The organism is Lihuaxuella thermophila, assembly GCF_900110165.1.
Lineage (GTDB): Bacteria > Bacillota > Bacilli > Thermoactinomycetales > Thermoactinomycetaceae > Lihuaxuella > Lihuaxuella thermophila.
In genome coordinates, this window is the sequence record NZ_FOCQ01000008.1 from 56,170 (window position 1) to 69,462 (window position 13,293).

The 13,293-nt window shown below is 52.1% G+C and carries 13 protein-coding genes; all 13 read left to right on the forward strand.

The genetic code is table 11. From position 1 onward, the window contains the following. Nucleotide 1 precedes the first annotated feature (1 nt). Nucleotides 2-1,102, forward strand: coding sequence for a 3-dehydroquinate synthase (aroB, locus tag BMW55_RS10335; RefSeq protein WP_089968459.1), 1,101 nt, complete (start codon nt 2-4; stop codon nt 1,100-1,102). Further along, nucleotides 1,099-1,500, forward strand: coding sequence for a chorismate mutase (gene aroH / locus BMW55_RS10340; RefSeq protein WP_089968463.1), 402 nt, complete (start codon nt 1,099-1,101; stop codon nt 1,498-1,500). The genes aroB and aroH overlap by 4 nt, the downstream gene beginning before the upstream one ends. A gap of 262 nt (nt 1,501-1,762) precedes the next feature. After that, entirely contained in the window at nt 1,763-3,283 is a 1,521-nt protein-coding gene (gene trpE / locus BMW55_RS10345; protein ID WP_089968466.1) for an anthranilate synthase component I, read from the forward strand. A 17-nt stretch (nt 3,284-3,300) separates the two neighbouring features. Continuing rightward, entirely contained in the window at nt 3,301-4,326 is a 1,026-nt protein-coding gene (trpD, locus tag BMW55_RS10350; protein ID WP_089968469.1) for an anthranilate phosphoribosyltransferase, read from the forward strand. Beyond that, on the forward strand, nt 4,316-5,098 hold the full coding sequence (gene trpC / locus BMW55_RS10355; protein ID WP_089968473.1) for an indole-3-glycerol phosphate synthase TrpC: 783 nt from the start codon (nt 4,316-4,318) through the stop codon (nt 5,096-5,098). The genes trpD and trpC overlap by 11 nt, the downstream gene beginning before the upstream one ends. Next, nucleotides 5,095-5,766 carry a phosphoribosylanthranilate isomerase gene (locus tag BMW55_RS10360; protein ID WP_089968476.1) on the forward strand — a complete coding sequence of 224 codons (672 nt, stop codon included), beginning with the start codon at nt 5,095-5,097 and terminating at the stop codon, nt 5,764-5,766. The genes trpC and BMW55_RS10360 overlap by 4 nt, the downstream gene beginning before the upstream one ends. Continuing rightward, on the forward strand, nt 5,741-6,955 hold the full coding sequence (trpB, locus tag BMW55_RS10365) for a tryptophan synthase subunit beta (protein ID WP_244527533.1): 1,215 nt from the start codon (nt 5,741-5,743) through the stop codon (nt 6,953-6,955). The genes BMW55_RS10360 and trpB overlap by 26 nt, the downstream gene beginning before the upstream one ends. Continuing rightward, nucleotides 6,952-7,749 (forward strand): tryptophan synthase subunit alpha, encoded by a 798-nt coding sequence (gene trpA, locus BMW55_RS10370; RefSeq protein WP_089968480.1) that lies wholly within the window; start codon nt 6,952-6,954, stop codon nt 7,747-7,749. The genes trpB and trpA overlap by 4 nt, the downstream gene beginning before the upstream one ends. Before the next feature lie 33 nt (nt 7,750-7,782). Further along, nucleotides 7,783-8,892, forward strand: coding sequence for a histidinol-phosphate transaminase (gene hisC / locus BMW55_RS10375; protein ID WP_089968484.1), 1,110 nt, complete (start codon nt 7,783-7,785; stop codon nt 8,890-8,892). Then, nucleotides 8,885-10,042 (forward strand): prephenate dehydrogenase, encoded by a 1,158-nt coding sequence (locus BMW55_RS10380; RefSeq protein ID WP_089968487.1) that lies wholly within the window; start codon nt 8,885-8,887, stop codon nt 10,040-10,042. The genes hisC and BMW55_RS10380 overlap by 8 nt, the downstream gene beginning before the upstream one ends. Then, on the forward strand, nt 10,005-11,288 hold the full coding sequence (gene aroA, locus BMW55_RS10385; RefSeq protein ID WP_089968490.1) for a 3-phosphoshikimate 1-carboxyvinyltransferase: 1,284 nt from the start codon (nt 10,005-10,007) through the stop codon (nt 11,286-11,288). Before BMW55_RS10380 ends, aroA begins: the two co-directional genes overlap by 38 nt. Nucleotides 11,289-11,470: 182 nt before the next feature. Continuing rightward, complete coding sequence (locus tag BMW55_RS10390; RefSeq protein ID WP_089968493.1) at nt 11,471-11,938, forward strand: hypothetical protein; 468 nt, start codon at nt 11,471-11,473, stop codon at nt 11,936-11,938. Nucleotides 11,939-12,036: 98 nt separating this feature from the next. Continuing rightward, nucleotides 12,037-13,158, forward strand: coding sequence for a hypothetical protein (locus BMW55_RS10395; protein WP_139179482.1), 1,122 nt, complete (start codon nt 12,037-12,039; stop codon nt 13,156-13,158). Nucleotides 13,159-13,293 lie beyond the last annotated feature (135 nt).

Consider the following 13,293-nt stretch of genomic DNA (forward strand, 5'->3'; position numbering starts at 1 on the left):
GATGAAAACTTTAACGGTTTCTACGGAAAGCAGCTCCTATCCGATTTACATTGGTTCAGGGATTTATGCGCAGCTTCCTTCATTTTTATCAGCTGCGGGGGTGGGAACAGAGCGGAAATTAATGCTCATCACCGATTCACACGTAAGCGCGCATTTTGCGGAAAAAGTGAAAAAAATCCTCAATGATGCCGGCTATCAGACAGGCATAAGTGTCGTTCCCGCCGGGGAAGAGAGCAAAAACTTAACGCAGGTGGAGCAACTGATCGGTGCGTGCCTGGAATTCGGACTGGACCGGCAGAGTGTGATCCTCGCTTTGGGAGGCGGAGTCGTCGGAGATTTGGCTGGCTTCGTCGCTGCCACGTACATGCGGGGGATTCCGTTCATCCAATTGCCCACCACTTTGTTGGCTCATGACAGCAGTGTCGGCGGCAAGGTAGGCGTTAACCACCCCCTCGGCAAAAACTACATCGGCGCCTTTCATCAACCCTTGATGGTAGTTTTTGATGTGAATGTATTATCCACCCTCCCCCGACGGGAGGTGCGATCCGGATATGCCGAAGTGATCAAACATGGATTGATCTGGGACCGATCGTTTGTCGAGTGGTTGGAGAAACATACGGAAGCTTTGCTTGCTTTAGAGCCCGAAAAAGTGGAAGAAGCCATCTACCGCGGTTGTCAGGTAAAAGCCGCTGTCGTGTCACAAGATGAAAAAGAGGAAGGAATTCGCGCCATTTTAAATTATGGTCACACGATCGGCCATGCGTTGGAAGCCGTTTCCGAATACCGGTCTTATGCGCATGGGGAAGCGGTGGCCATTGGAATGGCAGGGGCTGCGCGATTAAGCACCAGAGTGCTGGGAAGCCCCGGAGAATTAGTCGAGCGTACCGAAGCATTGCTGCAGGCCTTTCAGTTGCCTGTCCGCTATCAAGAGCATTGGCCGGAGAATCAAATTCTGCAAGCCATGAAGAGAGATAAAAAAGCTCGTCAGGGTGTATACACTTTTGTGCTTTCCGCACGGATTGGCGAAGTGGAGATTGTCAGAGGAGTGGAGGAAACTCAAATACGCGAAGTATTGAGAGAGATAAGAGGAGGAAAGGAATGAGCGTCAGAGGCATTCGCGGTGCGACCACAGCTCGCGCCAATGAGGCGAACGAAATTTTATCGGCGACCACGGAGCTGATGTTGACGATAGTGAAAGAGAATCAGCTGAACCCTGATGATGTTTGCAGCATCTTCTTGACGGTCACCCCCGATTTGGATGCGGCCTTTCCAGCCAAAGCGATCCGGACGATTCCGGGTTGGGAGCTCGTGCCGTTACTCGGTTCCACGGAAATTGCCGTACCGGGAGGGTTACCTCGCTGTATCCGCTTGTTGATCCTGGTCAATACCGATCTTTCAGCCGGCGAAGTGAACCATGTCTTTCTTCGTGAGGCCATTTCTTTGCGTCCTGACCTGGTGCGTCGCCATTCGCCTATTGACAGCGAGTCACATGTAGGTTAAAGTCTTGGGTAAGGTAAGAGTTGAGTGATAGTTGAGTAGAGAAATTTTGGATGGTCTGTTGGATTCTTGATTCAAACATATGCAGTTGAGAAGAGAAGAGATCGGATATAGCAGAGGCGAGCTGAGCGGAGGTTTGGAAAATTACGCATGTTCAGCCAAAGCAGCCTTGCTTTGGCTTTTTACGTTTCACACCCTCCCTTAAAATCCTCTCTATCCTTTCTCTCAATCTTTCAGGCGAGTGCTTGTGAAGAGGAGGGAAATGATGATTTACCCCGGTTTGGATGAAGTGCAGAGATTGGCGCGCTCGTTCTCCATGATTCCCGTTTGCAAATCTGTTCTGGTCGATACGGAGACGCCCGTGAGTTTGTATCATCGCCTTGCTGATTCTCCCTATTCCTTTTTGCTGGAAAGTGTGGAAGGAGGAGAAAAGTGGTCACGCTACTCCTTTATGGGTTCCAATCCCTTTCAGGTGATCACGGGCAAAGACGGTAAGTATACCGTTGTGAACCGGCAAGGGAGCAAGACGATCACCGCCACTGATCCCGCCGGTTTGTTGCAAAAATGTTTGCTCACCTTCCGCTCTCCTGTTTATGAATCTTATCCGCCGTTTCTGGGTGGCGCGGTGGGGTACGTCTCTTATGAGGCAGTCCGTTATTTTGAGCCCAATTGCCCGGTCACGCGGGCGGGCGAAGGTACGGGGGCTTATGAGATTCACTTGATGTTTTATGATCGCTTGCTCATTTTTGACCATTTGAAACAGAAGATTATTTTAGTCTCTCATTTTTCCGTTCCCGACCCCGCCGATGAGCAGCAGGTGGAAGAGCTGTATGCTCAGACGGTGTCGGATCTGGAGGACTGGGAGAAAGATCTCAAGGACACATTTATTTCGCTTCCGCCTCTGCCCCCGTTAGCGGATCAGGAAGTGGAGTTTGATCAAGTACATTCCAATTTGTCTAAAAAGGAGTACATGGAACGCGTGGAGCGGGCCAAAGAATATATCCGCGCGGGCGACGTTTTTCAGGTCGTCCCATCCCAGCGCTGGACCTGCGAACATGCGCCGCCTCCGATGAATGTATACCGCATCTTGCGCGTTCTCAACCCGTCTCCTTACATGTATTATCTGCACATGGGAGAGGAAACCATCGTCGGATCTTCTCCGGAACTGCTGGTCCGGGTGGATGGAAAACAGATCGATACCCGGCCGATCGCAGGTTCAAGGCCCAGAGGGAAAAATGCCCGCGAAGATGATGAGTTGATCCGGGATCTATACCAAGATGAAAAGGAATTGGCCGAACACATTATGCTGGTCGATCTGGGCCGCAATGATGTGGGCAGAGTTGCCCGTTATGGAACGGTTCAGGTAACCCAGCAGATGAAAGTAGAAAAGTATTCACATGTCATGCATCTCGTCTCCAATGTGAGCGGGGAACTGGCCGCAGGCTATCATGGACTGGACGCTTTTCGGGCTTGCTTTCCGGCGGGAACGGTCTCCGGTGCCCCGAAAATCCGGGCGATGGAAATCATTGCGGAATTGGAACCGGAACCGCGCGGAATATATGCGGGTGCGATTGGCTACTTCAGTTTTACCGGGAAGGTGGATACGTGTATCGCCATCAGAACGGTTTATTTCCGCAACGGTTGTGCCTATGTGCAGGCCGGCGGGGGAGTCGTGGCCGATTCGGTGCCGGAAAAAGAATACCAGGAATCGGTCAATAAGGCCAAAGGGATGATTCGGGCACTTCAATTGGCCGCGCAGATGTCGCTGGTGACAGAAAGAGAATAGCACCGGGAGGGGTGTTTATGATTCAGGAAGTACTGAGAAAAGTGGTATCGGGGAGAAACCTGTCCCGTCGGGAAGCACAGGCGGTGATGACTGAGATGATGGAGGGAAAGGTGACTCCTTCCCAAACAGCCAGCTTATTGACATCACTGCGTATGAAGGGGGAAACCGTGGAAGAGTTGATCGGCTTTGCCCAGGGTTTGCGTTCCCATGCCACCCAGGTGTATCACGATCTTCCTCAGGTGGTGGATACCTGCGGAACAGGCGGTGACGGCGGGAAAACATTTAACATTTCCACGGCGGCAGCTTTTGTGGCAGCAGCGGCCGGGGTTCCCATCGCCAAACACGGAAACCGGGCCGTATCCAGCAAGAGCGGCAGCGCTGATGTGCTGGAGGCGCTGGGCATGGATATCCGCCTCAATGCAAAAGAAGCGCAGCATTTGCTGTTTCAGACCGGCCTTTGTTTTCTGTTTGCCCCTCTTTTTCATCAGGCGATGAAGCATGTGATGCCTACCCGGACGGAACTGGGCTTCAGAACTTGTTTCAACTTGCTTGGCCCGCTCGCCAATCCGGCCGGTGTAAAAATTCAGTTGTTGGGCGTTTACGACCCGTCGCTCACGGAAAATGTGGCCCGTGTATTGCTCGAGCTGGGAATTGAAAGAGCGTTAGTGGTTGCGGGGCTGGACGGATTGGACGAGATCACGGTGACAGCTCCGACCCGGATGAGCGAGGTCATAGAGGGAGAAGTAAAGACTTACGAAGTCACACCGGAGCAATTGGGCGTCAACACCGCTCCGATCGAAGCGATTGCTGGGGGAGATGCCGGGTTTAACGCCCGTTTGATTCGGGGGATCTTGAATGGGCAGCCAGGTGCGCCGCGCGATGTGGTGCTTGTCAACGCAGGAGCTGCCATCTACCTTGCCGGCCGGGCGTCCAGCATCCGGGAAGGGGTACACTTAGCGGCACAGGCGGTCGATTCGGGCAAAGCCAAAGAAAAGCTGGCGGAGGTTGTCCATTTCTCCCGGGAGGTGCGGTATGTTTCTTAAAGAAATTGTGGAGACGAAACAACAGGAAATAGAAAAATTGCTCCCGCACTACACGGATGAAGATTGGAGCAAGGCACTGCAGCTGCCGCGCGGCCGTTCGCTCGCTCATGCGCTGAGGGAAACACAATCCCTCTCATTGATCGCAGAAATCAAACCCGCCTCCCCGTCAAAAGGAATAATCAAAGAAACGGTAGATCCGACGGTCACCGCTTTGGCCTATGAACGGGGAGGAGCCAGTGCAATTTCCGTATTGACGGATGTTTCTTATTTTAAAGGAAAGCCTGAATCGCTCGTCAAAGTGAAACAGGCTGTCCGGATTCCTGTATTGCGGAAAGATTTTATCCTGGAGCCGGTTCAGGTTCTGGAGAGCAAGCTGCTCGGAGCCGATGCGATATTGCTGATCGCGGCGATTCTGGATCAAGAGAACCTCCAACTGCTGAGCCGGACGGCTCACCGCCTGGGCATGGAGGTGCTCGTGGAGATTCATGAGGAATCGGAGATCGGGCGGGCCCTGACTTGTGAGGCTGATGTCATCGGTATTAACAACCGGAATCTGCACACCTTTGTCACGGATCTGGCAACGACAGAACGGCTGCGTCCGCTTCTCCCGTCGGATGTTCCGGTCATCGGTGAAAGCGGGGTTCATTCTGTTCAGGATGCGGTCCGGATGGCGAAAGCGGGAGTGGACGGCATTCTTGTCGGTGAATATTTAATGAGAGAGTCCGATCCCGAACGGGCAGTTCGGCAGTTGGTGGAGAGGGAAGCCGGATGAAAAGGACCAACATCAAATTGTGCGGATTCCGGACACCTGAAGATGTGGAAAAAGTGGAGGGCATTCCGGTTGATGCGATCGGCTTTATCCTGGTTCCGGGCCGGAAAAGATCGGTCCGCCCTGAACAAATTGCTGTGCTGGTGGACCGGGTTCCGCCCGGTGTGTTGACCGTTGGCGTTTTGATCAACCCTTCGCTCGAAGAAATTGATAAATGGCTGTCACTGGCTCCTCTTCAGGCCATCCAACTGCATGGGGAAGAAACGGCCTCGTTTTGCCGGTCGATCAAAGAGCGATTTTCTGTGCGTGTGATCAAAACATTTCACGTGGATGAGCAGATGGAGAGTCCTTGTTCTATAAAGGAATATTCACCCTGGGTGGACGTGGCCCTGCTTGACTCCGGTGCAGGTCAGATCCGGGGAGGAACAGGAACCACATTTGATTGGGAACAGATTTCTTTATTTCGAAAAGAATGCCGTTCGGTTCAGATCCCGCTCTGGGTGGCGGGCGGTCTCAATGAACAGAACGTCGAAGCTCTCATCCGGGCTTACGCTCCCGATGGAGTGGATGTGTCCAGCGGAATTGAAAGCGATGGAGAAAAAGATCGCCAAAAGATGAAACGGTTTGTGGAGAGGGTGGTCAGAAGTGGTCAAACCGCACATTCAGTCTGAAAAGGAAGCTGTCCAGGGGTATTTTGGCCGGTTTGGCGGAAGATATGTTCCCGAAACAACCATGAACGCGCTGTTGGAGTTGGAGGAAGGCTTCCGTGCGGCGATTCAGGATCCTTCTTTTGTTCAGGATTTTCGTCATCTTTTGGAAGAATACTCCGGACGGCCCACTCCGCTTACCTTTGCCGAACGGCTGACCGAGTATGCCGGGGGAGCAAAGATTTATCTGAAACGGGAAGATCTCAATCATACCGGTGCACATAAGATTAATAACGCCCTGGGGCAAGCGCTCTTGGCTAAACGGATGGGCAAAAAGAAACTGATTGCTGAGACCGGTGCAGGACAACACGGTGTGGCGACGGCGACGGTGGCTGCTTTATTGGGAATGGAATGCCGGGTGTTCATGGGCGAGGAAGATGTCAGACGCCAACAATTGAACGTTTTCCGCATGGAGCTGTTGGGAGCAAAAGTGATTCCGGTCACTTCCGGCACACGTACGCTGAAGGATGCGACCAATGAAGCACTGCGCGAGTGGGTGGCACATGTGGAAGATACCTTCTATTTGATCGGTTCGGCGGTAGGGCCCCATCCTTATCCCTCCATGGTCAAGTATTTTCAACGGGTGATCAGCGACGAGGCTCGCTCCCAAATCTTGATGCAGGAAGGCAGATTGCCGGACGATGTGGTGGCCTGTATCGGAGGAGGCAGCAACGCGATCGGAATGTTTGCAGCATTTATAGAGGATGAACACGTGCGCCTGCACGGGGTGGAAGCGGCAGGAAAAGGGCTGGATACGAAGGAACACGCGGCTTCTTTAAGTATGGGGCGTCCCGGGGTGCTGCACGGAACCTACAGCTATCTGCTGCAGGATGAACACGGACAAGTATTGCCGGCCCATTCGGTTTCGGCCGGTCTCGATTACCCGGGGGTAGGGCCGGAACACGCTTATCTCAAAGAGACCGGCCGGGTGCGTTATACAGCGGTCACGGATGCTCAAGCTCTCGAAGCGGTGCAGGTGCTGTGCCGGACAGAAGGGATTTTGCCTGCGCTGGAATCGGCACATGCCATTGCCGAAGCGATCCAAATCGCCAAAACCCGTTCCGCCGCTGATATATTGATCGTGTGCCTCTCCGGCCGGGGAGACAAAGATGTGGAGACGATTCGCAGCAGGATGGAGGGAGACCGGTCATGACCCGACTGCAAACAGTTCTTCAGTCTGAACAACAATACTTGATCCCGTTTATCATGTCCGGGGATCCCAGTTTGGAGGCCACCCGGGAACTGATCCATCTTCTGAACGAAGAAGGGGTCGCAGCGATTGAGTTGGGAGTCCCCTTTTCGGACCCGATCGCTGACGGTCCGGTGATCCAAGCAGCTTCCGAACGCGCTTTGCGGCAAAATGTCACTTTGCAAGATGTTTTGACACTGGGTAGGCAGGTAAGGCAAGAAGGGTGTCAAGTGCCTCTCATCCTTTTTACCTATGCCAACCCCGTCTTTCAATACGGGCTCTCCCGGGTGGTGGAAGACGCGGTGGGTTGCGGTTTTGACGGCCTGATCGTCCCTGATCTTCCGTATGAGGAAAGCGGGGAGTTGCGAGAATGGGGTCAAAAAGCGGGACTCTCAGTGATTCCGCTTGTAGCTCCGACGTCCAGACAGCGAATCCGACAAATTGTCGAGGAGGCTCAAGGATTTGTCTACTGTGTCTCCTCCTTGGGGACAACGGGGATGCGGCAGCAATTTGCCGGGACGGTCGACACCTTTTTGCAGACGGTGCGCGAGTTGAGTCCGGTGCCCACTGCCGTGGGATTCGGGATCTCCAAACGTGAACATGTGGAACGGTTTCAAAAACAAGCAGATGCCGTTGTGGTGGGAAGTGCCTTGGTGCGTAAAATCGAAGAACTTTCCGGCGCTTTGTCTGATCCCGTTCAGCGAACCGAAGCTTTGGAGCAGATCAGAGCATTTGTCACAGCGTTAAAAACGAAGTAAGATAGAGGGAAAAGATGTGGAGGGGTTGGGTGAATGAAGCCGAAAGCATCGGTCAGGGGCTTGCCCGTCTATCAGCCGGGTAAGCCGCTGGAAGAGGTAAAACGCGAATTTGGATTGGAAGATGTAATCAAATTAGCCTCCAACGAAAACCCGTTTGGGTGTTCCAAACAGGTTTGGCCCGCATTGGCTGAAGAAAAAGATAATTTTTATCTCTACCCGGAGGGGAGTGCCCCGGAACTGCGTGAAAAACTGGCGGAGCATCTCGAAGCGGACCCGCGCCGGTTGATCTTCGGAAATGGATCCGATGAAATCGTGCAGATGATTGCCCGGACATATTTGGAGCCGGGAACGGAATCTGTGATGGCTGAGATTACTTTTCCGCGTTATGAAACGTTGACCCGTATGGAAGGAGCCATCCCGGTGAAGGTGCCGTTAAGAGACGGAATACATGATCTGGAGGCGATGGCCCGTGCGGTAACGGAGAAAACGAAAATTGTCTGGATCTGCAACCCGAACAACCCGACGGGAACGATCGTGAGCCATGATGCATTAAGCGATTTTCTGGATCAGCTTCCCGATCATGTACTGGTGGTTGTAGACGAGGCCTACTACGAATACGTAACAGATCCCTCTTACCCGGACACCTTATCCTTGTTGGATTACAATCCTCGCATCATTGTGCTTCGGACCTTCTCCAAAATTTACGGTCTGGCGGCATTCCGCATTGGATACGGAGTGGGGCATCCGGATGTGATCACGGAACTCAACCGGGTCCGCGAACCGTTTAACGTCAACCGGCTGGCTCAAAGAGCGGCGCTGGCAGCCCTGGATGACCAGGCGTTTGTCACGTATTGCCGCAATCAAAACCGTCTGGGCATCAAGAAGATCACCGATAAACTGGATGAATGGGGTTTGCACTATTTCCCGGCTCACGGGAATTTTATCTTATTTGATACCGGCTATCCCGCCGATGAGGCTTTTGAATATCTTCTGAAGCGGGGAGTGATTGTGCGTTCCGGCCAGGCGCTCGGTTATCCCACGTATATCCGCGTAACGGTGGGAACGGAAGAGCAAAACAGCCGTTTTTTGGAGGTTTATGAATCATTTTTGAAAGCGAAAGGAAAGATGCCAACCAATGCCTGAGCGCGTAGCCATACTTGGAGTAGGACTGATCGGGGGTTCGCTTGCCCTTGATTTGAAAGAGAGGACCGGTGCGGAAGTCATCGGTTATGACAGATCCGGGGAGGACCTTCATTTTGCGGAAGCGATCGGAGCGATCGACGAAGGGAAGACCGACCTGGAGCAGGCGGTAAAGGATGCGGACATCATCATTATCGCTTTACCGGTGGAAAAAATTAAGCAAACCATTGACAGCTTATGTCAATTGCCGCTTCGTCGCGGATGTATTGTCACCGATGTGGGAAGCACCAAGTCGGAAATCGTGGAGCGGGCACGAAAGTTAAAGGAGCGGGGCATCACCTTTATCGGGGGACATCCGATGGCTGGATCACATCGGTCGGGCATTAAAGCGGCCCGATCGCTCCTTTTTGAGAACGCTTATTACGTCCTGACTCCTGAGCCTGACATCCCCGTCTCGGATGTTCAACGCCTCAGCCGGTTGTTGTATCTGGCTACCCGGGCGGAGCTGGTCATTATGGACCCGGTTCATCATGACCGCATCGTAGGGGCGATCAGCCATTTGCCGCACATCATTGCTGCAGGGCTGGTCAACCAGGTGGGGGATTACAACGAATCCAACGAATGGTTTCACCGCCTGGCGGCCGGGGGGTTTCGCGATTTGACCCGTATTGGAGCGAGTCATCCCATTATGTGGAGAGACATCCTGCTTTCAAACCGCACGCAATTGATCCGCCTGCTGGACGACTGGATCGCGCAGATGTCAGACTTTCGCAAAGCGGTCGCAGAGCGGGATGCAGAACGGATTGAGTTTTTGTTTGATCGGTCGAGAAAGTTGCGGAGACAGTTGCCGGATAAGAAAAAGGGCATTCTCAGCCGGATGTACGAATGTTATATCGATGTTCCGGACAAGCCGGGCGTGATCGGTAAAGTTGCCACGTTATTGGGGAATGAAAATATCAACTTAAGCAATATCGGAGTTATGGAGAATCGCGAGGATTCCCAGGGAGTGTTACGCCTGGCTTTTAAACAGGTTAAAGATTTCAGGAATGCGGTCGTTTGCTTGCGAAAAGCAGGGTACACCGTGTTTGCGGATGAAGAAGAGGGGAGAGAGGAACATGAGCGCCATCAGGACTTCACGCCCCAAACCGTTTGATTTGACGTTGCGGGTTCCCGGCGACAAATCCATTTCTCATCGATCCGTCATGCTGGGTTCGATCGCTCACGGAGTAACGGAAGTGGAAGGTTTTTTGCCGGGTGCCGACTGTTTGAGCACCATTGATTGTTTCAGGAAAATGGGTGTGAGCATTGAAAGAACTTCGGAAACATTCGTACGGGTAACCGGTCGCGGCATCCAAGGGCTCCAGGAACCGAAACTCCCGTTGGATGTGGGAAATTCCGGAACGACCATCCGCTTGATGCTGGGAATTTTGGCGGGTTCATCATTTTTCAGCACAGTGGTCGGGGATGAATCGATCGCCAGGAGGCCGATGGGTCGGGTCGTCGAGCCGCTCCGGAAGATGGGAGCACACATTGACGGGCGGGAGGATGGAAGATTCACGCCTCTGGCGGTGCGTGGAACCAGCCTGGAAGGGATTTCATACGAGAGTCCGGTGGCCAGTGCCCAAGTCAAATCCTGTTTGCTGTTGGCAGGTCTGCAGGCAGATGGCGTCACCACCATCCAGGAGCCTACTCTGTCCCGGGATCACACGGAACGCATGCTTACGGCCTTTGGCGCCATGGTGGAACGAGAGCCTAACCGTGTGTCGGTTCACGGTGGTCAGTCTCTGGTTGGAACCCGGGTTCGGGTACCGGGAGATATTTCTTCTGCCGCCTTTTTGCTGGCAGCTGCTCTGATGGTTCCCGGGAGCCGGATCACCATTGAAGATGTGGGCATTAATCCCACGCGTACGGGCATTCTCGATGCGTTTCGAATGATGGGAGCCGAACTCGAAGTTGAACAGACAGATGTATGGTGCCATGAACCGGTAGGAAGGATCACCATCTCCGCGGGTGAATTGAAGGGGATTGAAATCGGAGGCGAACTGATCCCGAGGTTGATCGATGAAATTCCCGTCCTGGCGGTGGTCGCAACCCAGGCAAAAGGAGAAACAGTGATTCGAGATGCGGCTGAACTGAAAGTGAAAGAGACGAACCGCATTGCCACAACCGCCCGGGAACTGAGAAAGTTAGGGGCACAGGTGGAAGAGACGGAGGACGGGTTGATCATTTTCGGACCCACTCCGCTGAGCGGTGGTACGTGCCACAGCCATGGTGACCACCGGATTGGCATGGCCATGGCCATCGCCGGCTTGGCTTCAGATTCCGGGGTTTACGTCGAAGGAACCGAGGCGATTAAAGTCTCTTTTCCGGAATTCTCCAGTTTGATCCAGCAGTTATAATCCGCCCAAATCAGAAAATTAGGAAAAGCTTGTTGACCTTGTCTATGGGCTCCCGTATAATGAAACTACAGTATGGTTTCTCTCCACTCCTATCCAATATTGTACGTCCTGTGCAAACCGCTCTTAGGAGCGGTTCTTTTTTTATGGCCAGGGTCATACATCTCTGTTGAGGAGGGTTGTCTGTGGATTTGAGATGGTGGAGATTGGGCATGGAAATGCTGTTTGTTTTATCAGCCATTATCGTGTTGAAAATCTGGGTCTTTCCGTTTTTTATCTCCATCTGGTTTCCGGCCGATGATCTTGCTGCCATGTTGCAGGAGTGGACGGTGATCATGGTGGGGATCATCACCTGCTTTATCTATTTGGGGCTCGGGTCTTCGGCCAAACATGTTTATCAGTTGTCCAAACGTGAAGCGGCCGCTGTCTTTTTGACCGTTCACTTCCCGGTGGTCTTATGGGCGGGGGAACTTTATGAAACATGGGTAGGTCTCATCAAAGATCTGGTCCAGTTGTTTTTATCACCATCTTCACTCTATGGCATTTATTTTTTAACGGCCTGTTTCGCTTTATTCCTCTTGGGCAGAGGGATTCGGGTGAAAGATGAACAGCAGATGAATGATAAGGTTCTGGTCAAAAGAAAAAATTCGTAAAGCGGGATGCTCTCGGCAAAAATTTTTCATCGGGGTCTATCTTCCTCCAAAAAAGACCAAAATGGGTAATAAGTCAGGATAGGGAGGAAGAATAGACAGTGAGAATGGCTGATTGGCTTACTTATGCGGACATTGAACAGTTAAAACGACTGAACCGCTTTTATGGAGGGGACTGCGATCACCATTCCAAACACGATCTGATCTGTTCATTGCTCAGGTACATGGGAAAGAAGTCCGAGCTGAAAACCAGGATGGAGGAACTCACTCCCGCACAGCAGCGTTTTATGCAATTGATTGTTTTGGATCACAGTCTGGCCTACACCATGGAAGAGCTGCTTGCAAAAGGAAGAGCCGCTTTAGACGGAGAAGAAGGGGAGCCGCGCTTGTTCATTGTGGAAGCAATGAAAAGAGGATGGCTCTTTCCTGGTTACTCTCACCGTACTCAAAATTTGTACCATATTCCGGTCGATACGAAAGAGCAAATGACACAGCTGTTTGTGGAACCCTATCGCGACCCTGCATACATACTGAAAGAACCTCCTTCTTTCTACCGCAATGAAGAACACCAAATGGCCGCCGATCTCCATCACTTCCTTGATTTTATCCGCAAAGATATCGTTCGGTTGACCACCGAAGGCTCCATCTATAAACAACAGCAAAAGCAGCTGTTTAAAACCTTTATCATTCCTGAAGAGCCGATTCAGCACAAAGGGCCCCGGTTTGGGTTTGGCCGTCGTTATCATCTGTATCCTGACCGATTCTCACTGATCTATGATTATGCTTTTTATAAAGGTTATTTCGTCGAAGAAGAAGAGGGAACTTTACGTTTAACAGAAACTGGTTTAGGGAAAATAAATAACAAAGATCTGCAAGAAAACAGGGAAATGTACCGTTTTTGGGTTCGCCTTTACCGTAAGCCGATCGTTCATTTACCCATTGTGGTCCGTTGGATCGGGCTCCTCGGTTCCCTCGGCTGGATTTCCGTGGAGCGCGTCTATCAAGCGGTACAAGCTTGGCTCTCCCCTTTCTACTATGAGACGGAGCAGTCGTTATTTAAAAAGATCATTCAGATGATGCTGCATCTGGGCGTGGTCAGTCTGGGAACCCAGGACGGACAGCATTACCTTACTCTCACCCATTCAGGACTCAGATGGCTTCAAGGAATCTCTGTTTTTCGTGAACAAGTGATCGAAGACGGGTTTATAAAGCCTACGGGTTAAGAAGGAAAAACAAGTTTTAAGTCGAATATGGAATTACGCAGAAACGTGATGGCAGTTGATGGTGAAACAATCGTTTCTGCGTATACTGAAGCAAAATAGACATAATATTCAATCAAAGGCGGGGTAGGGGGGAAG